Below are 25,071 nucleotides of genomic sequence, written 5' to 3' on the forward strand. Positions count from 1 at the left end.
AGCACGATGGCGCTAAATCTGCACCGCAAGGCAGGCCACAACTCGATTACCGAGGGGCAACTAAAATTTGGCAGTAATGTCAAAGAACTCATCAAACTCATCAGAACTTAACACCCCTGCCCTAAAGGGGGTTGGGGGTAAAGTATCTAGGCCCGCCCCAGGTACAGGCCCGCCAGCGAGGCCAGCAGACACAGCACCACGTTCAGCACCACATTGGACGCTGCGGCCAGCCAGCGCCCGGTTTGCAGTAACAACAACGTCTCCGTACTGAAGGTCGAAAAGGTGCTCAACCCGCCACAAAAACCGACCCCGATCAACAGCCGATACGTTTCCCGTTCGGTGGCGCGGGCCGTCAGCCAGCCCATCAGAAAGCCCAGAACCAGGCTGGCGATCACATTGACCAGCAGCGTCGAAGCCGGGTAAGCGGTTTTGAACAGCGGCTGCACGTAGCGACTCACCGCAAACCGGGCCACGCTCCCCAAACCGCCCCCAAGAAAAACCAGCCAAAACGGATTCGTCATCATTTCTGCCAAATGAAGCTGTAAAAATAGCCGGTTTTTGGCGGAAAAGCCTATTATTGTGGAATGACACCTCCCGAACCCAACCGTTCTTCCCAACTCCTGCGTCTTTTGGGCGTCGGTTTTGGCGTCGCCGTCACCATCGGTGGCACCATCGGCACCGGTATTCTTCGCCGACCGGGTACCATCGCCCAGGAGCTGGGGCAGCCTTCGCTGGCGTTGCTGGTGTGGGCGCTGGTGGGTGTTTACGCGCTGATCGGTTCGTTGCAGGTGGTTGAACTGGGCACGATGATTCCGAAAGCCGGGGCCTGGTACGTGTTTGCGCGCCGGGCGTTCGGTGATTACGTCGGGTTTGTGATCGGCATCAGTAGCTGGCTGGGCAGCATTGCAGCGATGGCCTTCGGCGCGGCTGTCATGGGTGAATACATTGCACTGCTGGTTCCGGCCTTATCGAATTTTATCAAGCTAATGGCGATTGGTATCCTGCTGGTCTTCACAGCCTTTCACCTGATTGGTGTCCGGCTGGCGAGTCGCGCGCAGGAAGTCATGAGTTTCATCAAAGCCATTGGTCTGCTGGCTTTTGTGATTGTCTGCTTTGCCTATACGCCCGACGAGCCGCTCAAGTTTTCCGGCGATAACACGATTCCCATCGAAGGATCGCTTTTTCTGGGCATTCTGGCGGCTTTGCAGTCGGTTTTTTACACCTACGATGGCTGGCACACGGCGGCTTATTTCACGGAAGAAGATATCAATCCGAACAAAAACCTGCCGCGCTCGATGATGATCGGGGTGCTGCTGATCATCGGAATTTACCTGCTGGTCAACCTGGCCCTGTTTCACGTTCTGCCCATCGAACAACTGGCCCAATCCAAACTCCCGGCTGCCGACGCCGTTCAGGTGCTTTTCGGACCGGCCAGCGCCAAGGTCGTGACACTTTTGCTAATGATTTCGATCATGGGGATTATCAACGCCCAGATCATGTTCAACCCCCGGGTGTTGTTCGCCATCAGCCGCGACGGGCTGTTTTCGCAGTATTTTACGCAGGTCAACGCGGGTGGCACCCCGGCCCGGGCCATGTTTCTGACGGCTGGTATGTCCATTCTGATGATCATTACCGGTACCTACAGCAAGCTGTCGGACGTGGCTTCGTTCTTTTTCGTGCTTTGTTACGCAGCCGCGTTTGCATCGCTCATTCGCTTACGCAAAACCGCCCCCGACTTGCCACGCCCGGTGCGGGCCTGGGGTTACCCGCTCACGACCTGGCTCATGCTCCTAGCGTCGCTGGCCTTCCTGGTCGGCGTCATTTACAGCGATTTGTATAGCAGCGCCTACGCTGTCGGGTTTATTGCACTAAGTTATCCGCTGTTTTTGTGGGTCAAACGGTTGAATCAATAACTGATATGCTGAAAACCTTGAAAACATTGTTTGCCCGTGACCTCGGGCGGTTACGGCGCGAAATTGAGCTGTATCAAACCGAATCGAACCTGTGGGCCATCGACCAACAGATTGCCAATTCGACCGGGAACCTGTGTTTGCATTTGGTCGGCAACCTAAATACCTACATCGGAGCGGTTTTGGGAAAAACCGGGTACATTCGGCACCGCGAACTGGAATTCTCGCTCCGGGATGTGCCGCGCGACGAATTACTCCGGAAAATTGACGAGACGATGGCCGTTGTTCAAACTTCCCTGAATCAAATCAGTGAAGAGCAACTTCCGGACGAATACCCGATGCTGGTCTTCGACGAACCCACCACTACAGAGTTCCTGCTCGTCCACCTGACAACCCATTTAACCTATCACCTCGGCCAGATCAATTACCATCGCAGATTATTGGATCGCAAGCTTTTCTGAACGCGTGAATCTCCGTTTGTTTTTTCCTGCCTGGCGAACGGTCAGCGCCAGCACCGACCAGGCAATCAGGGAATAACCGTTGGAAACGTGTAACCCAACAGCGGTTTGGCGTAAGGCCATCGATAGGGGAAGCCAGAGCCCCACGGCCAACGGCACCCAGCGTTGCAGGCCGCTTAACCGATGGGCTCGTAACACCGCAATGCCCAATGGAAGCATCAGAAGGTTACTCAGGGGCCAGGCTGTGTCGAGAATCCAGAAGAAGTCCGGCTTATAAGAAGGGGCGACTAACTGCCAGACGTTTGACGCGTTAGCAACGATTAACCCGATCTGGATACTCCAAACATTGCCAGTCCCAAAGCGATCGGTGCCTGCTAACTCCAAGCGTCGCAGGGCCTCCAGACTGCCCATCCAGCCCGTACAATACAGCAGCCCCCAAAGACCCGTCCACCAGGAACTGCTCAACGCAGGGAAATAAACTTCGGTGTATACGCCAACGGCCAGAAAGGGAGCGCCCAGGAAGGCGATTATGGTTAAAAACTTCAAATTCATGACGATAGCTGCCAAATGGTGATAGAGGGTTAAACAGGTTCGATGTCCCTATGGAATCGTGCTCGGCACTCCCCGAAAGCGGGCCGACACGGCAATAGAATTTTTGCGGTCATCGAAGTAACTACCGGCTATCGTACCGCGCATCGCTTTGCCAGGGCCACCATATTCGGTAATGGTCAACGTGATATTTCCGGAGACCCAGAAGTTACCCGGAAATTCCCAGTAACCCTGCACGTAGCCCGTTCCCGACGGAACTGAAGCAACGGTTATATTGGGACCCTTCTGCGGAAAATCATACGTGCCTTTGCCCTTGAAGTTTTCAACCGTGAATGTAACCATCGGGCGTGCTGTCGGCGAAGCCGACATAATGGCTCCCATCAATTTGGTTCCCATGACCGTAAGGGCTACGTTCGGATTGGAGTCGACGATTCCGCCCACGCTTAGCATCGCCACCGACTCAATCCGAATGGTCTTGACAACCGTCAACCGCCCAAACGATTTTAGGTCGAGTTCGGCCCCAATGGCGACGGGGTTGCTGTCCGGCTCACGGCCCGGGGCGTCATAGGTACCTTTGGCCCACGTACGGTCTTCGGTGATTTGCCCTACGTTGGCGTAGTTATCGCCCTGGGTTGTGCCATCGGTGACGCCATTGATGGTCCAGCGCACCAACCGACTGGCCGAAACGACTTCCAGCGGAGTCAGGGGTGCGAGCAGGTCATCGTCGTCGGCACTGCCCAGTTGGTAATAAACCGTCAGCGCAGCCTGTTCGAGGGGAGCCATGACATTCTTGTTGCTTCGGAGGGTAAACTGTTCGTAGAAGGCGTATGGGGCTAGCCGGTCGATCGGCACGGTGACGGTTTTCTTCGCTTTGTCTAACTGAACCTTCTTCCTACCCTGCCACACGCCTTTCTGGTCTTGGTAAGCAATGCCAAGTGCTTCCGGTGCCGACCCATCGATGTCGTCAGGCGTGTAGGTCAGGGTTAGTTGAGCTTCGGTCAGCAGGGGCGGCTCACCGGCCAGCCGTCCGCCCGGTACGGATGCATTGAGCGCGTAGGCCAGACCCGTGCCACCGTGTACTTTATTCTCGACGGGCTGGGCCGTAATGGGCGTTTCGTTCGACAGTGCCCCAGCGGGTATAACCAGTTTAAACCGGCCATCGGGGGTTGCAAGTGTCCCACCTGCGGGGCCAATGGTTTTGGTAACAGGCGCACCGGCGGGTTGTCCTCTTTCGGTCGGTGTGCCCACAGCGGGGACCGGTGGGGTGGTCGGGTCGGTGGGCGTGATTTCCGTCGTGGATTTGCTACAGGCCAACAGGCCGAAAAGGAGTAAAGGCAAAAAGCGGGATGTGTTCATGACGTATTGTTGTTATCTGGTTGTTGGCAGCAGGGTAAGCCATCAGCAAGTGAAGCTCATCCCTTTGCTGGCTCAAAGTTGATCGCCTGGCTCCGCGTTAAAAAGATGAATCAGACTGGGTTGTGGGTTGCGGTGCATCAACTGTAGGGGACTGAGTTTGAGTTGTGTTGCCTACAGGCGCACACAGCCAAGGAAAAGCAGATAAGCAACTATTAATACGGGGAACATCATTCGTCTCGTACCATACGACACTAAACCGGCAGATTAGAAGGAATAGGCGGGAGAAGGAATACTGACCTACTTCAAACCCCAGGCGGCCTTTTTGGCGTTACAGCCGTTCGTTTACCATTTTCAAAATGCGTCATGAAATAGTAAATCAGAATTTTAATGGATGGGTAGGACGCGCCTGGTGGTTGATTTTTGGTTTTTTGAGCAGGATAAAATCGTTACCGACGATGGTAGTGAAAATCCCAAAACCATTATGACGCTCACCGCTTTCAGGAAAAAGGGGACCTGACAATCAAATCTTCTATCGCGAAACCTTTGCCTTTTTAATAAGCGTAATTTAGGAAGCGTAGAATTAAGTTATGCTAGTGTGTAATAGTTTATCCCGTTTACCTTGATTTGAGCCAATCGCCGATTTTTAACGGGTACAGACTAAGCGTTGTCGCACCGGTTGGTTGGTGGAAAGCATTTTTGCAATTCAATCCGGATGCTCTCATGTCCCGTGCTAAATCGGACATTCAATGGCCTATAAAAAGCGAAAAGGCCATACTTCCGTATGACCTGTCCTCTTGGGTAGCGGGAGCTGGACTCGAACCAGCGACCTTTGGGTTATGAGCCCAACGAGCTACCAACTGCTCCATCCCGCGATGTTTGGACTGCAAAGGTACGACGGTTTTCATAAAAAACAATTACCTTTGTGAAAAATTTTACCCCTCCCGCTAAAAATAACAGCCCGGAGGGGAGTTTTTTTCTGTAGTCCCTGGTTATCAAGTCCATGAATAGCTCCATTGAAACCTATGCGCCGGATCACAAAGCCGGGTATGTCAGCATCGTCGGTAAACCGAACGTTGGGAAGTCGACACTGATGAACCAGTTGGTGGGTGAGCGGCTTTCCATTATCACCTCGAAGGCCCAAACCACCCGTCACCGGATTATGGGCATCCTGAACGGGGTACATAACGGACAGGAGTTTCAACTGGTCTATTCCGACACGCCGGGCATTATCAAACCGCAATACCGCCTGCACGAGTCGATGATGAGCTTCGTGCGCGGTTCGCTGGAAGACGCCGACGTGATTCTGTTCGTGACCGACATTTTCGAGAAGCACGACGAAAACGACGTCATCGAGCGGTTACAGAAAACGCAGACGCCGGTTTTGTTGCTGATCAACAAAATCGACTTGGCCACGCCCGAGCAAATCGAGGAAAAAATCCAGTACTGGCAGGCGAATTTCAAAGCCGAAACCATCCTTCCGATTTCGGCCCTGAACGCCCAGAACATTGACCCACTGTTTGAAGCGATCGTAAACCGCCTGCCCGTACACCCGCCCTATTTCCCGAAAGACGAGCTAACCGACCGGCCCGAACGCTTCTTTGCGTCGGAAATCATTCGCGAGAAAATCTTTCTGAATTACAAGAAAGAGGTTCCGTACAGTTGTGAGGTAGTTATCATCGGTTTTAAAGAAAAGGACGACATCATTGTGATTCAGTCGGAAATTCTGGTCGAGCGGGCGACGCAACGGGCGATTTTGCTCGGTGAAGGCGGAAAAATGATTAAAAAAACGGGCATTATGGCCCGCGAAGAGCTGGAACGCTTCTTCGGAAAAAAGGTGTTCCTTGAGCAATTTGTAAAAGTTGAACCGGAGTGGCGCACCAAGGAACGCGCGTTGAAACGGTTTGGGTACGAAGAATAGCGATGGTCCGGAAACCGGCTGAACGAGGAATGGCGAACAATGCTATCCGTTCCTGCTGAAAACCGGCTTTTACGACCGCCCTGTTCTCCTCTTTTTTTGATTATGGCAAATATTGTAGCAATTGTAGGCCGCCCGAACGTGGGTAAATCGACGCTGTTTAACAAACTGGTAGAACAGCGCCAGGCCATTATGGATAATCAGCCGGGGGTCACGCGCGACCGCCATTACGGTTACGCGGATTGGACGGAGAAATATTTTACGGTGATCGATACCGGCGGTTATGTGGTCGGCTCGGATGACGTATTCGAAGAATCGATTCGGGAACAGGTTCAGATTGCCATCGACGAAGCTTCGGTTGTTTTGTTTATGGTCGATGCTATGAGCGGCTTGACGGACCTGGACAAGGATTTTGCCGATGTGCTGCGTCGGTCGAAGAAACCGGTTATCGTCGTAGCGAATAAATCCGAGACGGTTTTGCGGCAGAATTCCGTAGGCGAATTTTATGCCTTAGGGTTGGGCGATCCGTTCCCGATTTCCTCGCTGACCGGTACCGGCACGGGCGATTTGCTCGATGAAGTGGTAAAACACTTCCCTTCGCCGGGCGTCGAAGACCCCAATGCCGGGATTCCGCGCATCGCCATTCTGGGCCGTCCGAACGTGGGCAAATCCTCGTTTCTGAACGTGCTGATCGGCGAAGAACGCAGCATCGTGACCGACATTGCTGGAACGACGCGCGACGCCATCGATACGCGGTACAAAGCGTTCGGCAAAGACTTTATTCTGACCGACACAGCCGGTATCCGGCGTAAATCGAAGGTGAAGGACAACATTGAGTTTTACTCAGTGATGCGGTCCCTGAAGGCGCTGGAGGAATCGGATGTGGTCATTGTGATGCTGGATGCCACCCGGGGTCTGGAAGCGCAGGACATGAATATTATCGGACAGGCGGTCCGGGCCAAGAAAGGCGTCGTGCTGATGGTCAATAAATGGGATGCCATCGAGAAGGATTCCAAAACCGCCGATCAGTGGAAGAAGGAAATCGTGCAACGCATGGCCCCGATCGATTACCTGCCGGTCATTTTTGCATCAGTCCTGGAGAAACAGCGGATTTTTCAAGTGATGGAAAAAGCCATGCAGGTGTTCGAGAACAAAACCATGCGCATCCCGACTTCGAAGCTGAACGACGCCATGCAGCCGGAAATTAACGCGTATCCGCCCCCGGCGACGAAAGGCAAGCAGATCAAGATCAAGTACATGGTTCAGTTGCCGACGCCCTCGCCGACGTTTGTGTTTTTCTGTAACCTGCCGCAGTATATCAAAGAACCGTATAGCCGGTATCTGGAGAATAAAATCCGTGAGCACTTCGATTTTGAAGGAGCGCCGATTACCTTATTTTTCAGACAAAAATGATGAGTACAGGTTCTACCTCGTCCTCCCGGGTGCGGTATTGGATCGGAGCGCTGCTGGTTTTTCTGGCAGCGTTTTGTTTTGCCCTTAAAGGTGTGCTGATCAAATTGGCTTACCAGTATGCTGTCGATTCAATTTCGCTGCTGACCTTACGGATGGTCTTCGCCCTGCCGTTTTATATTGTTATTGCTATCCGTTTATCGCATCAGCTTCCTCCGGCCCAATTATCCCTGCAAAAATGGTTGAAACTGGCTATGCTGGGAATCACGGGCTATTACATCGCCAGTTTTTTTAATTTTCTGGGCCTGGTTTATATCACTGCCAGTTTGGAACGAATTCTACTGTTTGTCTATCCAACCTTTGTCCTCTTGCTGGGTACGGTAGTATTTGGTCGCCGGATCAGCCGGTTACAGGGCGTGGCCCTGTTGCTGACGTATGCCGGTATTTTACTCGCTTTTGTACCTAACATTCAGGCCGGACAGCATAAAGACGTATTTCTCGGGGCTGTTTGGGTCATTCTGAGCGGTTTGGTATACGCGGTTTATCTGGTCGGCAGCGATACCATGATTGCCAAAGTGGGATCACAACGCTACACGTGTTACGCTATGATAGCCGCAACGGCCGTTACGGTAGTTCATTGCGCCGTAGCGAACGGTCTGGATCTGTTTCGGTTTCCGGCTCCGGTGTATGGACTGGCGTTGCTAATGGCGATTGTCGTTACCGTAATTCCAACCTTTTTTATGGCCGAGGGGATCAAACGAATTGGATCGGGGAATACCTCAATCGTTGCCAGCATCGGTCCTATCTTTACCATTGGGCTGGCAACGACGTTTTTGAACGAAACCATTTCGTTATTTCAGTTTTTGGGAACGTTCCTGGTTTTGCTTGGCGTCTTCTTGATTGGATGGAAAGGTCGTAAATAAAGAAAATTTTGCACATTCTTAACCAGAAAATATACTTATGTGCTACAAATTGCTACCGTTTAATTTAAATAATTTAATATATCAATCTTAGCATTGACATTTTTTTGCATAATATTTATAAATAACTAAATTTCAGTTACTTTACGAACCTAAAATGCACTGTGAATCATGAACAAGGAAACATTGACTACCGACGAAAAAAAAATCGAGCGGGCGGCCTATGTCTTAAAGGCCGTTGCTCACCCTTTGCGCATTAAAATCATTCAAATGTTAAATGAGCAAAAGGAACTAAATGTATCTACCATCTATAAAAACCTAAACGCGGAACAGTCATTGATTTCCCATCATTTGATCAATATGCGGGACAAGGGGATTCTGGAAATCCGCCGGAGTGGCAAAAATATTTACTACTTCCTGGTCGACGATTCCATCGCTGAGATCATTGATTGTATTTATCGCAGCAAAGTGCTGGCGTAACAGAAAAGGGAAGCTAAAGCTTCCCTTTTTCATTTTTTATGAGAACAACTCCCCATCCCGATACACAGGAACTACTCCCAGATGTCGATACGCTTTCTCTGTGGCTTCCCGTCCGCGTGACGTACGCTTCAGATAACCCTCCTGAATCAAAAATGGCTCGTACACTTCTTCAATGGTTTCGGCTTCGTCACCACAAGCTGTTGCAATCGTCGACAAACCGACCGGCCCACCCTTGAATTTATCGATAATGGTCGTCAAAATCCGGTTGTCCATCTCATCCAGGCCGTTCTGGTCCACATCAAGCGCCCGCAAGGCAATTTCGGCAATCTCGACCGTAATGATTCCCTTTCCTTTCACCTGGGCAAAATCGCGGGTCCGGCGCAGGAGGTTGTTGGCAATCCGTGGGGTTCCCCGACTCCGGCGGGCAATTTCGTAAGCGCCTTCTTCATCGATGGGCGTTCCGAGAATCGCCGACGACCGCTTGACAATCGAGGTCAGCAAGGCCGCATCGTAGTACTCCAGCCGGGCGTTGATCCCGAACCGGGCCCGCAGGGGCGACGTCAGCAGACCGGCCCGTGTCGTGGCTCCAATCAGCGTAAACGGATTCAGTTTGATCTGGACGGTCCGGGCATTGGGGCCGGAATCCAGCATGATGTCGATTTTGTAATCCTCCATCGCCGAATAGAGATACTCCTCCACCACCGGGTTGAGCCGGTGGATTTCGTCGATGAACAGCACATCGTTCTCCTGCAAATTGGTCAGTAAACCGGCCAGATCACTGGGCTTATCGAGCACCGGCCCGGAGGTCATTTTGATGCTGGCGTTCAGCTCGTTGGCGATGATGTGCGAGAGGGTGGTTTTGCCCAAACCCGGAGGGCCGTGGAGCAGAACGTGATCGAGAGCCTCCCCGCGCTGGGTTGCTGCCTGCACGAAAACCCGCAGGTTTTCAAGGACTTTTGCCTGGCCCGTAAAGTCCTCGAACGACAACGGCCGTAAGGCGCGTTCGATCTCCTTTTCCGTCGCGGTCATGCCCTCGCCGGTTCCTTTCAGAATATCTTTCCGCATGGTTCTTTGAATGAACGTATTTGTTGTTTTTCACGCAAAACCGTATTGATTTTCAATCGGTTACACAAACACTGATTTCATTCAAATATACACATTTCCAGGCATATTTCCGCTATCGAATCAGCAGAATCGAACCCCGTTTTACGGTTTTTGGCCGATCTGGATAATACAGGCTTTTGTAATTGATTATATACGGATACAGCATCGACGGGTAGGCCTGGCCCCGGTATTTTCCGTCCCATTTTTGTTCCGGATCGTTCGAGACAAAGATCACCTCGCCCCAGCGGTTGAAGACGCGAAGTTCAAAATCCGTCACATAGGCCGTAAACACATCCAGCAGGTCGTTGTTCCCATCACCGTTGGGCGTGAAAGCATCCGGTATCAATACACGCGGTTCGCACTTATCCACCACCAGGGCCGTATCGATTACTGTACACCCGTTGGCACCGGTTACCCGCACCGGATACTGGCCAATTTCCAGTACCGTAATTTGGGGCGTCGTATCACCCGAGCGCAGCCATAAGTAGGACTGGTTGGTGCTTCCCGACACTTGCAGTGTTGCCCGGCCATTATCACCCACGCAGAGCGGCACTTCACGGGTCAGACTAAAAGTGGGTAACGGCAGGAAGGTCAACCGAACCTCGTCATTGACCGTACAGGCCCCGGATCTGGCCACGACGGAGTACGTACCCGAAACGGTCGGCTGAATGGACGAAGTCGTGGCACCCGTCGACCATTGATAGGTTGCACCCGCCGTAGCCGTTACTTCCAGCCGGAAGCCCGGCGTTGGGCACAAGGTCGTATCGGGGCCCAGACTCACCGTCGGCGGCACCTGAACGAACACAATTTTCCGGTCGGAAGCCACGCAGCCGCCCTGTGAAGCCGAATACGTCAACGCAATGGGGTTTATACCTGCCAGGCTATCTGCTGGCGTAAAACGGCCCGTGCTATCAACACCCCTACCTGTCCAGAAACCACCCAGCGGAGTAGCACCCGTCAGCGTGACTACGGGGGAGTTGGCGCACACTTCGAGCGGAGGTCCTGCTTCGACCGCCGGTGGGGGGTTAAAACTCAGCACTACTTCATCCGAGCCCTGGCAACCGGTCAGCGGATTCCGAACCGTCAGCCGGTATGGCCCTGCCGTTTCTACGATAATCGAAGGCGTAGTTTGTCCGGTATTCCACTGGTAAATATCGCCGGGCGTTTGCACCAGCGCCGAAAGTTGAATCGTATCGCCGATGCATTTGCCCCGGTCTGGCCCAAGCGATACAAAACCGGTGGTATCGACCGGTATCCGCACATTGTTCAAGGTATCCAGACAACCGCCCGCATCCCGTGCTTCGACGCTATACACCCCACCGTTGACGCCAGTGAGTCCGGAGCCGTTCCCGACCACAGCTCCGCTGGCATCGCGCCAGATGAATTCCGTCGGTCGCCCGCGCACAATGTTTAGTCGGATGGAACCACTCAGCGGAACCGTACACAAGGCAGTTTGTGGTTGAGCTTGTATCTCAATACTGTTGTTGGATCGCAGCGTCAGGGTGGTATCTACCGTACAAGCATTGCTGCTGATGATGCGCACCGTGTACTCACCATCCCGAATTCCCTGCAACAGAGCCGTCGTATCGCCGATGGGCTGTCCACCCTGGCTCCATTCGTACCGTTGCACCGTTGCCGAACCCACGCTGAGCCGAATGCTGCCATCGGTGGTTGTACAGCCGGAGGGGGGCGTCATGAAAGCTGTCACGGCCGGTTTTGGCAAGGCAACCACGGCAATGGTATCGGTATTTTCACAACCGTTGGCATCCCGGACAATCACCGAATAGGTACCGGCCTGCGCAACCGTCGTCGTTCGTTCGGTTGAACCGTTGCTCCACTGGAAGCTGGTCCAGGCATTGCCGCGCGCGGTCAACGTAATCGAGCCGTTCAAACAAACCGTCGTATCGGGCCCCAGCGTAAAATTCGGCGGGGTGCGCAGCGTCACGTTGATGGTGTCGCTCTGAAAACAGCCGCCATTGGCCGCAATCACGATGAACCGTCCTGGGGTAATGCCGTTGTACCCCGGCCTACCCGGGGTCGTTACGGTCAACGTTCGTTCGTTAAACCCTCGAAGTACCTGGCCATTTCGGAGCCAGATGTAGGTGCTGGCCTCCACTTTGGCATCCAGGGTGTGCGTATTCTTACATTCGCTTACATCCGGCCCTAATTCAATCGGATCCGGCGTTCGAACAATGGTTACATCCTGAGTAATCACCGTGTCTTTACAAACACTCCCATCCGAGCGCAGCGTCACAATCCGCAAACTGACGGAATAGGTGCCGGGTTCGTTGTAGGTATGCGTGGCTTGAGTGGCCGTCGTGCTGAACGGGGCACTGCTGTCGCCCCAGTTCCAGGTGTAATTATCCTTCAACGGCGGACACATGGGCGTGGCCGTAAACTGGGTTGGCGAACCGGCGCAGGTGTCGGCATAGGAAAAACCGGGAGAACTCGACGGCTCATTGAAATTGGTTACCATGTTCGGCAAGCCTAATTGGCTGGTATTTCCGCCCAGATCGACCCCATTCGGATCGAAGGTCGCCGGAGCTAGCAGTTCGTCGTTCGGATTTTCGATCACGCCCAACGTCGGCGAGTCTTTAATGGCGACATAAATTCGCCCGTCTGAGCCGATCTGTAAGGCTCCGTATTCTTTCCCTTGCGTACTATCCAAAACCGTCTTGGAGGCTTCGATGGCGGCTGGGTCAGGGTTGCTGATGTCGTAAATTAAAATCTGGGACGCATGGGCCGAGTCACCCTGCAAGGTGACATAAAGTTTCGATCCATCCGGCGAAAACTCGACCCCGTAGGCCTTGGGCGGGGCCGGGCCGACGTCGATGCGTGGTCCGGCTGTCATTACGCCCGTAGAGTCGTTAAAGGTAAAAAGTTCGACGTAGTTGGTCGGCGGACCGGGGACGACCACGGCGAGCGGGCGGTTTCCGTTGCCGGTGGTATCAGCCGGGCCGATTTTCATGTATCCTTCGCCTTCGGTAGTCGTATCGTGGGGCATCCCGAGCGCATATTCCTCCGGCCCTTCTACCCCGGCTTTCGTGACGTGGTAAACCTGAAACTTGTTGTTGCCATAATCGTGCGAAATCACCCAATACGTTGTATCACGGTCGTTCCGAACCGACGCCAGCCGCTCGGTCGTCGTTGTATCGACCAGGGTATTTTTCTCCACGATAGCCCCGGTTCCCTGGTTATAGCGCATATCGACAACACTGACGCTCAGGATTTGTTGCCCATTGATTTCAGAGGTGGTATACACCCGGTAGAGGTATTCACAACCACGACAGGTTGGTTGGGGGACAATCAAGGCCGACTGGGTCGAGTTCTGACTTCCCTGCAACTGGGCTGTATCGGCCGGGTTGAGCGGTTTCATCGGGTTCCCGTTCTTGTCGTAAATGGTAATGCCTTCGGTGTAGAACAGCAACTCCCCTTTAGTATTGGAGATGGACGATGAGCCTTCGATGGTATTCAGCTTGCCATCGTCAAGGGCCGTTGGGCTACCGCCCGAGAAGTCGAGCCCGGCATTGTTTCCGAAATACCATTTAGCACCCTGCTGCTGCGGCCTCTGCCCGCAGACCTGCACATTGATGCGGTTTTCGACCGAACAGGCATTCTGCTTGTCGGCCTGGGTACCGAACCATACTTCGACGGAATAACACCCGGCGCTATCGACCTGAATGGTTTGGGTCGTGTCACCTTTCGGATACCAAAGATAACTGACGCCCGGAGGAGCCCCGTTCGGGTACGGATCGAGCGTGATTTTCTGGCCGTTACAGAGCATTGTATCCGTCCGCCAGTTCTGAAACTGATCGGGCGGTGTACCAATCGTAACCGATTCCGTGGCCGTTTGCGTCGTTCCGTCTTGTAAGGTCCGGGTAAGTGAAACTGTATAAGTACCGGGATTTGTGTAGGTATATTGGGGTTTTGTTGCCGTGGACGTATCCTGGTTACTGAATTGATCGCCAAAATCCCAGACACGCGATCGCACATTTGGGACCGAATCTTCAAACGTAAGAGCCGTTGCGTTCTCGCAGGATGGATCGGGCACACATCGCTTTCCACTAATCTTGATACCCGACTGCGCGTGGGCCATGCCGGCAAAGAGCCCCCAACACAGAAGCATCCACCCCAACCGTCGTACCATACCTGTATAGGTTGTCATTTGCTGCTAATAAAACCGAGTACGTTGCCGACATGCTTTTCGTTGCATACTGTATAAACTAATAGCCGGGCAATCCGTTACATAAACGAATAGGTTGCGGTAAAAATTTTATCGGTAACGTTTCAGGCGATCATTGTTGGCTGCTATCTTTATACAACCCGGTCAATGCAATTTTACGTCAAAAAATCGTTTATGCTTTAGTGTTTGGCCGGAACAAATTTGGCAGGTTGTTTGCACTGAAAGATACAGTTATGTTGAAGCGTTACTTTTTTCTCTTCCTCGGCTTGCTGAACGTCATCACGGTTTGGGCACAGGACCCGCAATTTTCGCAATTTTACGCGGCTCCCCTGTATTTGAACCCGGCTTTTGCCGGTTCGGCCCTGGCGCCCCGGGTGATGGTCAATTATCGTAACCAGTGGCCCGCCGTGACCAATTACGTCACGTCGATGGTGAGCGTCGATCATTACTTCGATCGCTACAACAGTGGCGTGGGTTTGATGCTTCAAAGTGATAATCAAGGCCAGGGGCGTATTCGTTCTACCGATATTGGCCTGCAATACGCGTACCAGATTCAGGTTGCCGAACAGGCTTTTGTTCGGTTGGGTGTGCAGGCGTCGTATGTAAACCGCTCCCTCAACTGGTTTGGCCTGACGTTTGGCGATCAATACACCAATGGCGGTTTTACCGGCAACCCAACGACGGACCCGGTAGTTTCCCAAGGCTCTCCCAGGCTCTCTTACCTGGATTTCTCGACGGGCGGTTTGTTGTATTCCGACTGGTACTGGATTGGTGTCGCAGCCCACCATCTCAGCCGCCCCAATCAGGGCGTATTTGTCCTGAGCGACGAAAGCCGTCTTCCCCTGAAGGGAAGTGTACACGCCGGATTACGAATTCCCTTTGCCGGTTTTACGGGCCTGGGCGACGAATGGGACCGCGAAAAAACGATTTCTCCGGCTGTCAACTACCGGTTTCAGGGCAAATACGATCAACTGGACCTGGGCGTTTACATGACGTATTCACCGATGGTCGTGGGACTTTGGTACCGCGGGCTACCGTTGAAGAAATACGCTCCGAACATTACCAACCGCGAGTCGCTCGTGGCGCTGGTCGGTTTTCGGCAGGATGCGTTCTCCATTGGATACAGTTATGATGCAACGATTTCCTCACTCGGACCCGGCAGCGGAGGGGCTCACGAAATCTCCTTGTCGTATACGTTTGAAAACTGGCCTCCCGGCAAACCCAAAAACCGCAAAGCCCGCAAGCAACTCTCCTGCCCGAAATTCTGACGTATCCACGGACTTCAGTCCGTGTTTTGGGAGCTTAACCACTCTGGATGTTGATACTAACTCACACGGACTAAAGTCCGTGGGTACTAACTAACCTAAGTCTTTCACAACGAGTTGCACCGTATACCGGCTTTTCTGCTCAACCAGCAGCTTTTTATTGACCAATACCCGGTCGATGGTTTTCTCGTCGTAATGGCGGATAGTAATCAGTTCCAGGTCTGCATTGTAGGTGATTTTAAATTCCTCCCGCAACAAAGGCATCAGCTTTGCCAGCCGCTCCGATTGCGTATCCACCACGACCGAGAAGCTGATGGCGGTATTTTGCATCAGGTTGATCTTGACGCCATATTCGGCGAAATGCCCGAAAATTCTGCTCAGATTTTCTTCCGCAATAAACGAAAAGTCTTTGGGGTGGAGCGAAATCAGGGTCTGTTTCATCTTGAAGATGAACGACGGAATCGGCAGGTGTTTTTCAAACTGACCAATCACCGTTCCCGGTTCCTGCGGATGCAGAAACGACCGGACGTACAACGGAATGGTACGGTTTTGCAGCGGTTTGATGGTCTTCGGATGAATCACCGTCGCGCCGTAATAAGCCAGTTCGATGGCATCCTGATAGGTTAGCTGGTCGATCTTGACGGTTTCGTCAAACCACTTCGGATCGGCATTCAATACACCCGGAACATCTTTCCAGATGGTAACTCCCTCCGCCTGAAGGCAGTGGGCAAAAATAGCCGCCGTGTAATCCGAACCGTCCCGGCCCAGCGTCGTCGTGTGCCCTTCTTCCGTACTGCCGATAAAGCCCTGGGTGATGACCACGCTGTTTTCCAGCAACTCCGCCAGCGAGTCAGTAATGTATTCGCAGGTTTGTTCCCAATCTACTTTCCCTTCCCGGTACGTATCGTCGGTTCGAACCAGCCGCCGGGCGTCTACCCAATACGAATCCAGTCCGGTATGGTTCAGGTAGGCATTCACGATGCGGGTCGACAGGAGTTCGCCATACGAAACCAACCGGTCGTATACCTGATCGGGCAGGCTGGATGCATCGGGCTCTTCGTTCAAAACCGCTTCAATGTCGGCCAGCAAATCATAAACCGGCCGGAACGGTTCCTGATCCGAACCGGTTAGTTCATACATAATTTGCTCATGATAGGCCCGAATCTGCTCCCAAAGCTGGCTTTTGTCGCCCTGCCGACGCAGATACGCCCAGGTCAACTGTTCCAGCGCATTCGTTGTCTCGCCCATGGCCGAAATGACAACCAGCAATTGACGGGGACTGTGAGCCTGAATAATACCGGCCACATTACGAACACCCTGAGCACTTTTTACGGAGGCTCCACCGAATTTAAATACGTGCATTGGATACTTTTCTACTGAACAACAGCGCGGTCGGTTTGCTGGTGGTTCCGGGAAGCGAAGCGGTTTTACGCTTGTTGCTCACCCAGCCACCGACAACCCGACCGCGCCTTCTGTTCTAAATTCTTACGCTGTTACGGTTCGTTCCGTATAGATCAGTTCGCGAACGGCATCGGCAATCCCCTGCGGGTCAAAACCGCATTCCCGGTGCAGATCAATCTGTTCGCCATGCTCAATGATGGCATCCGGAATACCCAGACGCTTCACGCGGGCCAGGTAACCGTGGTCAGTCATGAATTCGAGCACCGCGCTGCCAAAACCGCCCATCAGACAACCGTCTTCCACCGTCAGCACTTTGTCGTAGCGCCGGAAGATTTCGTGCAGCATGGCTTCATCGAGCGGCTTCACGAAACGCATGTCGTAATGCGCCGGTTGAATCGTCTCTTTTTCGAGCAATTCGCAGGCCGTCACGGCATAATTCCCGATATGACCGATGGTCAGAATGGCAACTTCCTTTCCATCCCGGATTTTGCGGCCTTTGCCGATTTCGATTTCTTCGAGCGGAGTCTTCCAGTTCGGCATGACGCCTTCACCGCGCGGATACCGGATCGTAAACGCCTGCTTTCCGTTCTGAACCGTATCTGACTGAGCCGTAAACATGAGGTTACGAAGCTCCTGCTCATTCATGGGGCTTGCCACAATCATATTCGGAACGCAGCGCATAAAGGCCAGATCATAGGCTCCATGGTGCGTCGGTCCGTCGGCTCCGGCAAAACCGGCCCGGTCGAGGCAGAAAACAACCGGCAATTCCTGAATACAAACGTCATGAATCACCTGATCGTAAGCCCGCTGCATGAACGTCGAGTAGATGTTACAGAACACCACCTGACCCTGCGTCGCCATGCCGGCGGAGAACGTGACAGCGTGTTGTTCAGCAATGCCCACGTCGAACGCCCGGTCCGGCATGGCCTTCATCATGATATTCATCGACGAACCGGAAGGCATGGCGGGCGTTACACCCACAATTTTCTCATTTTCCCCGGCCAGTTCCACCAGCGTATGCCCGAACACATCCTGGTATTTGGGTGGCTGGGGCGTGTCGTAGACTTTTTTCTTGATTTCACCGGTCACCTTGTCGAACAAACCGGGCGCGTGCCACTTGGTCTGGTCTTTTTCTGCCGGGCCGTAGCCTTTGCCCTTCACCGTCAGGACGTGGAGCAGCTTTGGCCCCGGAATATCCTTGAGGTCATTCATGACGCTGACCAGATGATCGATATCGTGGCCGTCGATGGGACCGAAATAGCGTAGGTGCAGCGACTCGAACAGATTGCTTTGCTTCAGCAGTGACGCTTTCAAACCGGTTTCCAGCTTTGAAACAATCTCCTGGGCACTTTTGCCGAAGTTGCTCATTTTGCCCAACAGGTTCCAAACCTCGTCTTTGACCTTGTTGTAGGTCGGCGAAGTGGTAATATCGGTCAGGTATTCGCGCAACGCCCCTACGTTGGGGTCGATCGACATGCAATTGTCATTCAGAATAATGAGCAGGTCGGCTTCGGTAGAACCGGCATGATTCATGCCTTCAAAAGCCAGCCCAGCCGTCATCGCGCCATCGCCGATGACGGCAATATGGTGTCGTTTCGGATTGTTTTGCAGTTGAGAGGCCACGGCCATTCCCAGGGCCGCCGAAATGGAGGTCGACGAATGGCCCACACCAAACGAATCGTACGGGCTTTCCTTCCGCTTCGGAAAACCCGACAGTCCTTTGTAAAACCGGTTGGTATGGAAATTATCGCGCCGTCCGGTCAGGATTTTGTGACCATAGGCCTGGTGGCCCACATCCCAGACCAGTTGATCATCCGGGGTGTTAAAAATATAGTGCAGCGCCACCGTCAGCTCAACAACGCCCAGACTCGCGCCAAAATGGCCTCCGTACACCGAAACGTTGTCAATAATGAATTGCCGGAGTTCGGCGCAAACTTGTGGAAGTGCGGTTTGATCCAGATTTCGGAGGTCGTCCGGGGTGTTAATCTTGGCGAGTAATTTGCCGGGCGTGATCAACATAGTGAGTCGGATGGTCTAAATATATTTCCCATAAACTGCCTGTACGAACAAACTGTTTTACCGGTTTTGTTCATGGGAGATTTGACGCGCAAAAGTACAAAAAAAATAGCAACTGCCTATTGCTCACCCCAATTCTACGGCACGCATTATCCTTCTCCTAATAGGCAAAAAACACGCCGAACCGGGTTTCCAGCGTGCTTTTTTTAGTAATAATCTCTCTATTATTTTTTTCGCAGTTTCTTTTGGCAAAGCACTGCCGCAAAAAAAATACAATTTAACAGATTCAACCCCGCTGGCTGGCCCGAAACAATTTCTGTTTTTCTTCCCGGGTCAGGCTTTCGTACCCCGAACGCGAGATCTTATCCAGAATAGCATCAATTTCGTCCTGATCCGGCATCGCTACGGCCGAGGAGGAAGACGTAGCCGCATACGATCCGGCGCTCATGCTGGCGCTACTGCGTTGCCGGTACGAGACTTTCACCGGCGGTTTTTTACGGAACAGGCTCTGCCAGCCGTCCATGACCCAATAAATCGGTTGTCCGAGGTCCGTGCCATTCTGGAGCATCTTTACAAACAGAAAACCGACCAAAGCTCCCCCCAGGTGCGACAATTCGCCCCCGGCATTCGGACCAATTGACCGGGCCAGGGACAAAACGATGTAGAAAAAAGCAATGTATTTGATCCGGACCGGACCAAAGAAAAGAAGATGAAAGGTATAATTGGGCAACAGCGTAGATGCCCCAACTGCTACGGAAAAAGCGGCTGCCGAAGCGCCCAGCATTCGGGAAGAGCCGACCTGCCCGTGAAAATACGGGAACAGATTGTAAATTGCCATATAGGCCAGACCGCCCGCCAATCCGCCGAGCATGTACAAGGCCACCAGCCGCCGATTGCCCAGGTATTCGTCCACGAGCCGCCCGAACCAGTACAGGAAGAGCATGTTGAACAGAATGTGAAACACATCTTCGTGGGTAAAGAAGTAGGTGATCATGGTCCACGGCTTCGTAATGAAAGCACCCAATGAAGCAGGCAACTGCAGTTGACTGACAATTAACCCATAAACACCCGACATCTCGGCTACTGTCAGAACCACTTTCAGAATCAGCAGCAGCAGGAAGACAATCGTATTAATCAGAATCAACTGCACCAACGTGTTGTTGGGCTTGTTGAATTCGCTTCGGAAGTCGTCTAACAGTCCACTCATTACTCAATAAAATTTATTTCGTTGCTTCCCCCAATATTTGACCAAAATAAAAGCAAAGAGCATCCCGCCAATGTGCGCAAAGTGCGCGACGTTGTCGGACTGGGCCCGATAGACACCTGAATACAATTCATACGCACCATAAAACGCCACCAAATACTTGGCTTTGATGGGAATCGGTGGAAATAACAGGAAAAGTTCGGTATTTGGGAATAATAATCCAAATGCCATCAATATTCCAAAGATTGCCCCCGAAGCACCGACCATTGGTATACTGATCTGTTGCTGGTAATAACCACTTACCAGTTGTACCGCTGTTCGGATATACGAAGGATCTTTCGGGTTTTCTTCGTAAACACTCAGAAAATTGTCGACCTGGCTCAGCAAACCCCGATCCGACATAAATATTTCCAGCGACTCCGGCGAAGGGCTACTTTGAAACGCAACTACCTGATCTCGTAACTGACTGGCTTCAAAATAGTTTACACCCGAAAATAATAAACCGGCTCCAATTCCGGTAAAAAAGTAAAAAATTAGAAATCGCTTACTTCCCCACACCTGTTCAAGCATCGGGCCAAAGAAAAATAACCCAAGCATGTTACTAAAAATATGCCCGAATCCCGCGTGTAAAAACATGTGCGAGACCAACTGATGAGGAGCAAAGGCCGGTGAAAGAAATGAATATAATCCAAATGTGCGGATAAGGTCAATTCCCGACAATCCGACAAGGTACAAACCAATATTGACTAGCAGGAGGGTCCTGACAACCGGCGTAAGCATCATAAATTCGTAACGTTTTCTTGCATAGTAACTATTCAGGACCGAAACAAGCCTGCTAACTTATCCAACGTCAATACCGTCATAATCGGTTCACCGCTGGGAGTATAAGACGCATTTGACGAGGCCAGGACCTGTTCGACCAAAGCCCGTTGCTCGGGTTCGGTCAGTTGTTTCTGCTGCCGGGAGGCCGAACGCCGGGCCAGCGACCGGGCCAGCACTTCAGCCCGCTCCAGCTTCAGTCGCCCTGTATCTTCCCGAAGCTGAGCCAACAGATTGGCAAACAGTTCCTCCTCGTTTTCGCCTACTGACAAGGCCGGAACACCCCGGATCAGAAAAGCATTCTGGCCGATTTCGTCGAACAAAAAACCCAGGCTCGTCAGATCCTCCCGCAATTCGAGCGCCAGGTTGTAATCCACGGGCATCACCGTAACGGTTTTTGGAAACAGTAACTGCTGGGATACGCCATTCCGCTTCGTCAGGGCGGTCTGGTATTGATCGTACAGAATCCGTTCGTAAGCCCGTCGCTGATCGATGACCAGGACCCCGGCCTGAACTGTCGTCAGCAAAAACCGGTTTTGTACCTGAATAACCGGGCCGTTTCCTTCCCAGGCCACCGCCGATGTTTTCAGTTTATTCACCCGGCTTTCCAAAGTTACGGATTCCGTTTCGGGGCTATCGGTTGCTTCTTCCCGATCAAATAAAGTAACAGGCGGTTTTTCGGGCGTGTCAAGTCCTTCAAACAGGGCTTGCCAATTGGCAGCCGACTTTCTGGGAAAATCAAACGGAATAGGTGCCTTGGGTTCGACGGTTTCGGTCGACCAGCCTGGGTTCATAGAACGCACGGAAGACCGGCTCCGGTTTTCAGGCACCCGTTCAGTTGTCTGTTCTTCTGACGTACGGCGGGGGGCCGGGGTCACCGGCAGAAAATTCACATTGGAATCAAAATCGAGCGACGGCGTCAGGTTGTAGACCCCCACGGCTTTCCGAACTGCCGCCATCACGATGGCATACACCGAACGCTCATCGTCAAACTTGATTTCGGTTTTGGTGGGGTGAATATTGATATCGATGTGCGAAGGATCGATCTCGATGAACAGCACATAAAATGGGTGAAAACCGTCCTGAATAGTCCCTTCGTAAGCCCCGACGACGGCGTGGTGCAGGTAATTGTGCTTGACAAATCGCGTGTTGACGAAAAAAAACTGCTCCCCGCGCGTTTTGCGGGCAAATTCAGGCTTGCCAATGTAGCCGCGCACATTGACATACGGCGTTTCTTCTTCACAAAAAGCCAGTTGTTCGCGGTATTGTTTGCCAAAAAGATCGACAATCCGGCGACTCAGTTTCCCGGCCTGGAGGTTATATACTTCCGAGTCGTTGTGATACAATGAAAACGCAACATCCGGATGGGCGAGGGCAACCCGCTGGAATTCATCCAGAATATGCCGCATTTCGACCGAATTCGATTTCAAAAAATTTCGCCGGGCCGGAACGTTAAAGAACAAATTTTTGACGAGTATATTCGTTCCGGGCAGGCACGAAACCGACTCCTGGGTTTTCAACTCAGAGCCCTCAATTCGGATTAAGGTGCCGAGTTCATCGGTTCCCGAAGCAGCATCCGACCGGCGGGTACGTAGCTCGACCTGAGCTACGGCCGCAATGGAGGCCAGTGCTTCGCCCCGAAAACCCATCGTCCGGATGCGAAACAAATCATCCGACGATCGGATTTTAGACGTTGCATGGCGCTCAAAGCTCATCCGGGCGTCGGTTTCCGACATGCCAGCACCATCATCTATGATCTGAATCAACGATTTACCGGCTTCCCGTATAATAATTTGTACGGTTTTTGCTCTAGCATCAATCGAGTTTTCCAGTAATTCCTTGACCACCGAGGCCGGTCGTTGCACCACCTCTCCGGCCGCGATCTGGTTAGCGATTGAATCTGGTAATAGTTGAATAATATTCAACATTTTGTATTTATCTAATAATTTTAAGCTGTACCAGTCTAACAAATTACGCTTTTTTCGCAACAATAGAAAAAGCAAATGGAACAGTCTGGCTAATTTTGTAAATCTTTTTAATCAATTGTTTGTTATTGAAATAATTCAAGAGTAACTTTAAATATAAGGAGATATTCGCTCGTTTTCTCTTTATAATAATAATGGTCACTTTTGGTGCCAAATGCCTTGAATCAGTAGAAGTTATCCATATTTTACCCTAATACCGAGATGAAGAAGGTCAAATGGAACATGATTTTGCATTGGGTGGTTTTCTTTCCCATTATTCTCCCCCTTTGCATGGTATTCGGAGCCGTTCAGGGCGCGGTTCAAATGGCGGAGCGTGTTATCAACCAAATCTGGGCTGACCTGGCGTCTTCTTCCGTTGAATGAGACTCGGTTTGTCTGATTATTGGGTAATTACAAATTGCCATCTAATGCTGCGTTAACTCTCACTGCTGTCCTGCTTCAATAAATAAAATCCAGATTTTTATCTTTGTAGTCTTCCGGATCAAGGTCCAGGAATTCTTCCCAAAAGGGATTGTTGGGAACACCCGCTTTGCAGATCAACGGTTCTTTTTTGACCGGGTGGATGAAATACAGCCGCCGGGCGTGCAGGTTAATGCTGCTGTCCTGGTTAGGCCGCGGAAAACCGTATTTGATGTCGCCCCGAATCGGACAACCCATGCTCGCCAGTTGCACCCGGATTTGGTGCGGCCGGCCTGTGATCGGATTGACTTCCAGTAAATAATGGTCGTTGACTTTCCCCAGCAACCGGTACGTTAGCTCCGCTTTTTGCGAACCGGGCACTTCGTACTCGTACGCTTTGACAGTATTGGTTGCTTCATCCTTGAGCAAATAATGGATCAACCGGCCTTTTTCTTCCTTCGGCTTGCGGGCCACTACGGCCCAGTAGGTTTTCTGAACCTGCCGCTTCCGGAAAATTTCGTTCATCCGGTCCAGCGCCTTTGAAGTACGGGCAAATACGACCAGCCCACTCACCGGACGGTCGAGCCGGTGGACGGTTCCCAGGAATACATCACCCGGTTTTTCGTATTTCCGCTTGATATAGTCTTTCACCAGATCAAGCAACGGCACATCACGTGTTTTATCCGCCTGCACCAGCACGCCCGGTTCTTTGTTGACTATAATTAAATGGTTGTCTTCGTAGACAACGACATATTTCTGTTTCATTCTTCTGGTACGGGTTCATCAGCCCGCCTTTTGCATCAACCGAACGCCCTCAGTAGGCTTCTTCCTGCGTTGGGAAAGCCAGATCCTTGACATCATCGACATAGTGGCCAATGGCCTGGGTGATGATACCATGTAGATCGGCATACCGGCGCAGAAAACGCGGTTTGAATTCTTTATTGATTCCCAACAAATCGTGTAAGACCAGAATTTGTCCGTCGGCATCTGGCCCGGCCCCAATTCCGATGGTTGGAATCGTCAGGCTTTGCGAAACTTGCTTTGTCAGAACCGCCGGTATTTTTTCCAGCACAACGGCAAAGCAGCCAATGTCTTCCAGCATTTTGGCGTCTTCCAGCAACTTCTGCGCTTCGGTTTCTTCTTTAGCCCGAACGGCGTAAGTGCCAAATTTGTAAATCGACTGGGGCGTCAGGCCCAGGTGCCCCATGACCGGAACACCCGCACTCAGCACCCGGATGATCGACTCCCGCACCTCCAGACCACCTTCCATTTTGACGGCATGGGCCCCCGATTCTTTCATGATTCGGATGGCCGACCGCAGGGCTTCCGACGAATTACCCTGATACGACCCGAACGGCAGATCGACCACGACCAGCGCCCGTTTAACGGCCCGTACCACCGATGTTGCGTGATAAATCATCTGGTCGAGCGTAATCGGCAGGGTGGTTTCGTGCCCCGCCATCACGTTCGAGGCCGAATCACCCACCAGAATCAGTTCGACACCGGCCATATCGACCAGACGGGCCAGCGAATAATCGTAAGCCGTCAGCGCAGAAATTTTTTCGCCTTTGTTTTTCAGTTCCTGAATAACGTGGGTCGTAACTCGTTTGATGTCGGGATTATGTACAGACATGCTTTCTAAAACCGTTTAAGCGATCGTGAGAGGATGGGCCGGTTCTGAACCGTTCGTTGTATGC

Annotated in this window: 20 protein-coding genes and 1 tRNA gene; 8 read left to right on the plus strand and 13 right to left on the minus strand. The window is 52.2% G+C overall.

Translation table 11 applies throughout. The features are described 5' to 3' along the window. Positions 1-146: 146 nt before the first annotated feature. The gene (crcB, locus tag ACO2Q8_RS27625) at positions 147-521 is read right to left on the minus strand and encodes a fluoride efflux transporter CrcB (protein ID WP_423348137.1); all 375 of its coding nucleotides are present in this window, start codon (positions 519-521) and stop codon (positions 147-149) included. A gap of 63 nt (positions 522-584) precedes the next feature. Between crcB and ACO2Q8_RS27630 the strand changes: the two genes are divergently transcribed. Together ACO2Q8_RS27630 and ACO2Q8_RS27635 are read left to right on the plus strand one after the other, a co-directional pair. Beyond that, positions 585-1,913, plus strand: coding sequence for an APC family permease (locus ACO2Q8_RS27630; RefSeq protein ID WP_423348138.1), 1,329 nt, complete (start codon positions 585-587; stop codon positions 1,911-1,913). A gap of 5 nt (positions 1,914-1,918) precedes the next feature. Next, positions 1,919-2,371, plus strand: a complete 453-nt coding sequence (locus ACO2Q8_RS27635; RefSeq protein ID WP_423348139.1) for a DinB family protein — start codon at positions 1,919-1,921, stop codon at positions 2,369-2,371. Here ACO2Q8_RS27635 and ACO2Q8_RS27640 read toward each other — a convergent pair. From ACO2Q8_RS27640 to ACO2Q8_RS27650, 3 genes are all read right to left on the minus strand, one after another. Continuing rightward, positions 2,348-2,920, minus strand: a complete 573-nt coding sequence (locus ACO2Q8_RS27640) for a hypothetical protein (protein WP_423348140.1) — start codon at positions 2,918-2,920, stop codon at positions 2,348-2,350. The genes ACO2Q8_RS27635 and ACO2Q8_RS27640 overlap by 24 nt on opposite strands. Before the next feature lie 48 nt (positions 2,921-2,968). Beyond that, positions 2,969-4,273, minus strand: coding sequence for a hypothetical protein (locus tag ACO2Q8_RS27645; protein WP_423348141.1), 1,305 nt, complete (start codon positions 4,271-4,273; stop codon positions 2,969-2,971). A gap of 799 nt (positions 4,274-5,072) precedes the next feature. Then, positions 5,073-5,145, minus strand: a tRNA-Met gene (locus tag ACO2Q8_RS27650). A gap of 128 nt (positions 5,146-5,273) precedes the next feature. Here ACO2Q8_RS27650 and era point away from each other — a divergent pair. The 4 genes from era (at position 5,274) to ACO2Q8_RS27670 (ending at position 8,998) form a co-directional block, all read left to right on the plus strand. Continuing rightward, positions 5,274-6,191, plus strand: a complete 918-nt coding sequence (gene era, locus ACO2Q8_RS27655; protein WP_423348142.1) for a GTPase Era — start codon at positions 5,274-5,276, stop codon at positions 6,189-6,191. A gap of 102 nt (positions 6,192-6,293) precedes the next feature. After that, positions 6,294-7,601 (plus strand): ribosome biogenesis GTPase Der, encoded by a 1,308-nt coding sequence (der, locus tag ACO2Q8_RS27660; RefSeq protein ID WP_423348143.1) that lies wholly within the window; start codon positions 6,294-6,296, stop codon positions 7,599-7,601. After that, positions 7,601-8,521: a DMT family transporter gene (locus ACO2Q8_RS27665; RefSeq protein WP_423348144.1), complete on the plus strand. Its 921-nt coding sequence runs from the start codon at positions 7,601-7,603 to the stop codon at positions 8,519-8,521. Before der ends, ACO2Q8_RS27665 begins: the two co-directional genes overlap by 1 nt. 168 nt (positions 8,522-8,689) lie before the next feature. Then, complete coding sequence (locus ACO2Q8_RS27670; RefSeq protein ID WP_423348145.1) at positions 8,690-8,998, plus strand: ArsR/SmtB family transcription factor; 309 nt, start codon at positions 8,690-8,692, stop codon at positions 8,996-8,998. 36 nt (positions 8,999-9,034) lie between these two features. Here the strand turns inward: ACO2Q8_RS27670 and ruvB are convergent, their stop codons facing one another. Both ruvB and ACO2Q8_RS27680 read right to left on the minus strand, forming a co-directional pair. Beyond that, entirely contained in the window at positions 9,035-10,063 is a 1,029-nt protein-coding gene (gene ruvB / locus ACO2Q8_RS27675) for a Holliday junction branch migration DNA helicase RuvB (RefSeq protein ID WP_423348146.1), read from the minus strand. Positions 10,064-10,175: 112 nt separating this feature from the next. Further along, positions 10,176-14,249 (minus strand): PKD domain-containing protein, encoded by a 4,074-nt coding sequence (locus ACO2Q8_RS27680; protein ID WP_423348147.1) that lies wholly within the window; start codon positions 14,247-14,249, stop codon positions 10,176-10,178. A gap of 269 nt (positions 14,250-14,518) precedes the next feature. Between ACO2Q8_RS27680 and ACO2Q8_RS27685 the strand changes: the two genes are divergently transcribed. Then, positions 14,519-15,553 carry a PorP/SprF family type IX secretion system membrane protein gene (locus ACO2Q8_RS27685; RefSeq protein ID WP_423348148.1) on the plus strand — a complete coding sequence of 345 codons (1,035 nt, stop codon included), beginning with the start codon at positions 14,519-14,521 and terminating at the stop codon, positions 15,551-15,553. Between the two features lie 90 nt (positions 15,554-15,643). Here ACO2Q8_RS27685 and ACO2Q8_RS27690 read toward each other — a convergent pair whose 3' ends face one another. From ACO2Q8_RS27690 to mutL, 5 genes are all read right to left on the minus strand, one after another. Continuing rightward, positions 15,644-16,912, minus strand: coding sequence for an aspartate kinase (locus ACO2Q8_RS27690; RefSeq protein ID WP_423348149.1), 1,269 nt, complete (start codon positions 16,910-16,912; stop codon positions 15,644-15,646). A gap of 123 nt (positions 16,913-17,035) precedes the next feature. Then, complete coding sequence (gene dxs, locus ACO2Q8_RS27695) at positions 17,036-18,970, minus strand: 1-deoxy-D-xylulose-5-phosphate synthase (protein ID WP_423348150.1); 1,935 nt, start codon at positions 18,968-18,970, stop codon at positions 17,036-17,038. A gap of 283 nt (positions 18,971-19,253) precedes the next feature. Then, positions 19,254-20,174: a rhomboid family intramembrane serine protease gene (locus tag ACO2Q8_RS27700; protein WP_423348151.1), complete on the minus strand. Its 921-nt coding sequence runs from the start codon at positions 20,172-20,174 to the stop codon at positions 19,254-19,256. Positions 20,175-20,177: 3 nt separating this feature from the next. Continuing rightward, positions 20,178-20,951 (minus strand): rhomboid family intramembrane serine protease, encoded by a 774-nt coding sequence (locus ACO2Q8_RS27705; RefSeq protein WP_423348192.1) that lies wholly within the window; start codon positions 20,949-20,951, stop codon positions 20,178-20,180. 35 nt (positions 20,952-20,986) lie between these two features. Continuing rightward, a complete protein-coding gene (gene mutL, locus ACO2Q8_RS27710; protein ID WP_423348152.1) occupies positions 20,987-22,918 on the minus strand; it encodes a DNA mismatch repair endonuclease MutL in 1,932 nt (643 codons plus the stop codon). A gap of 258 nt (positions 22,919-23,176) precedes the next feature. On the opposite strand from mutL, the gene ACO2Q8_RS27715 reads away from it, so the two are divergent. After that, entirely contained in the window at positions 23,177-23,338 is a 162-nt protein-coding gene (locus ACO2Q8_RS27715; protein WP_423348153.1) for a hypothetical protein, read from the plus strand. A 75-nt stretch (positions 23,339-23,413) separates the two neighbouring features. On the opposite strand, the gene ACO2Q8_RS27720 is transcribed toward ACO2Q8_RS27715, so the two are convergent. Then, a complete protein-coding gene (locus ACO2Q8_RS27720; protein ID WP_423348154.1) occupies positions 23,414-24,139 on the minus strand; it encodes an RluA family pseudouridine synthase in 726 nt (241 codons plus the stop codon). 49 nt (positions 24,140-24,188) lie between these two features. Further along, on the minus strand, positions 24,189-25,007 hold the full coding sequence (gene panB / locus ACO2Q8_RS27725; protein WP_423348155.1) for a 3-methyl-2-oxobutanoate hydroxymethyltransferase: 819 nt from the start codon (positions 25,005-25,007) through the stop codon (positions 24,189-24,191). Positions 25,008-25,071 lie beyond the last annotated feature (64 nt).

The organism is Larkinella sp. VNQ87 (genome assembly GCF_049445795.1).
Classification (GTDB): Bacteria; Bacteroidota; Bacteroidia; order Cytophagales; family Spirosomataceae; genus Larkinella.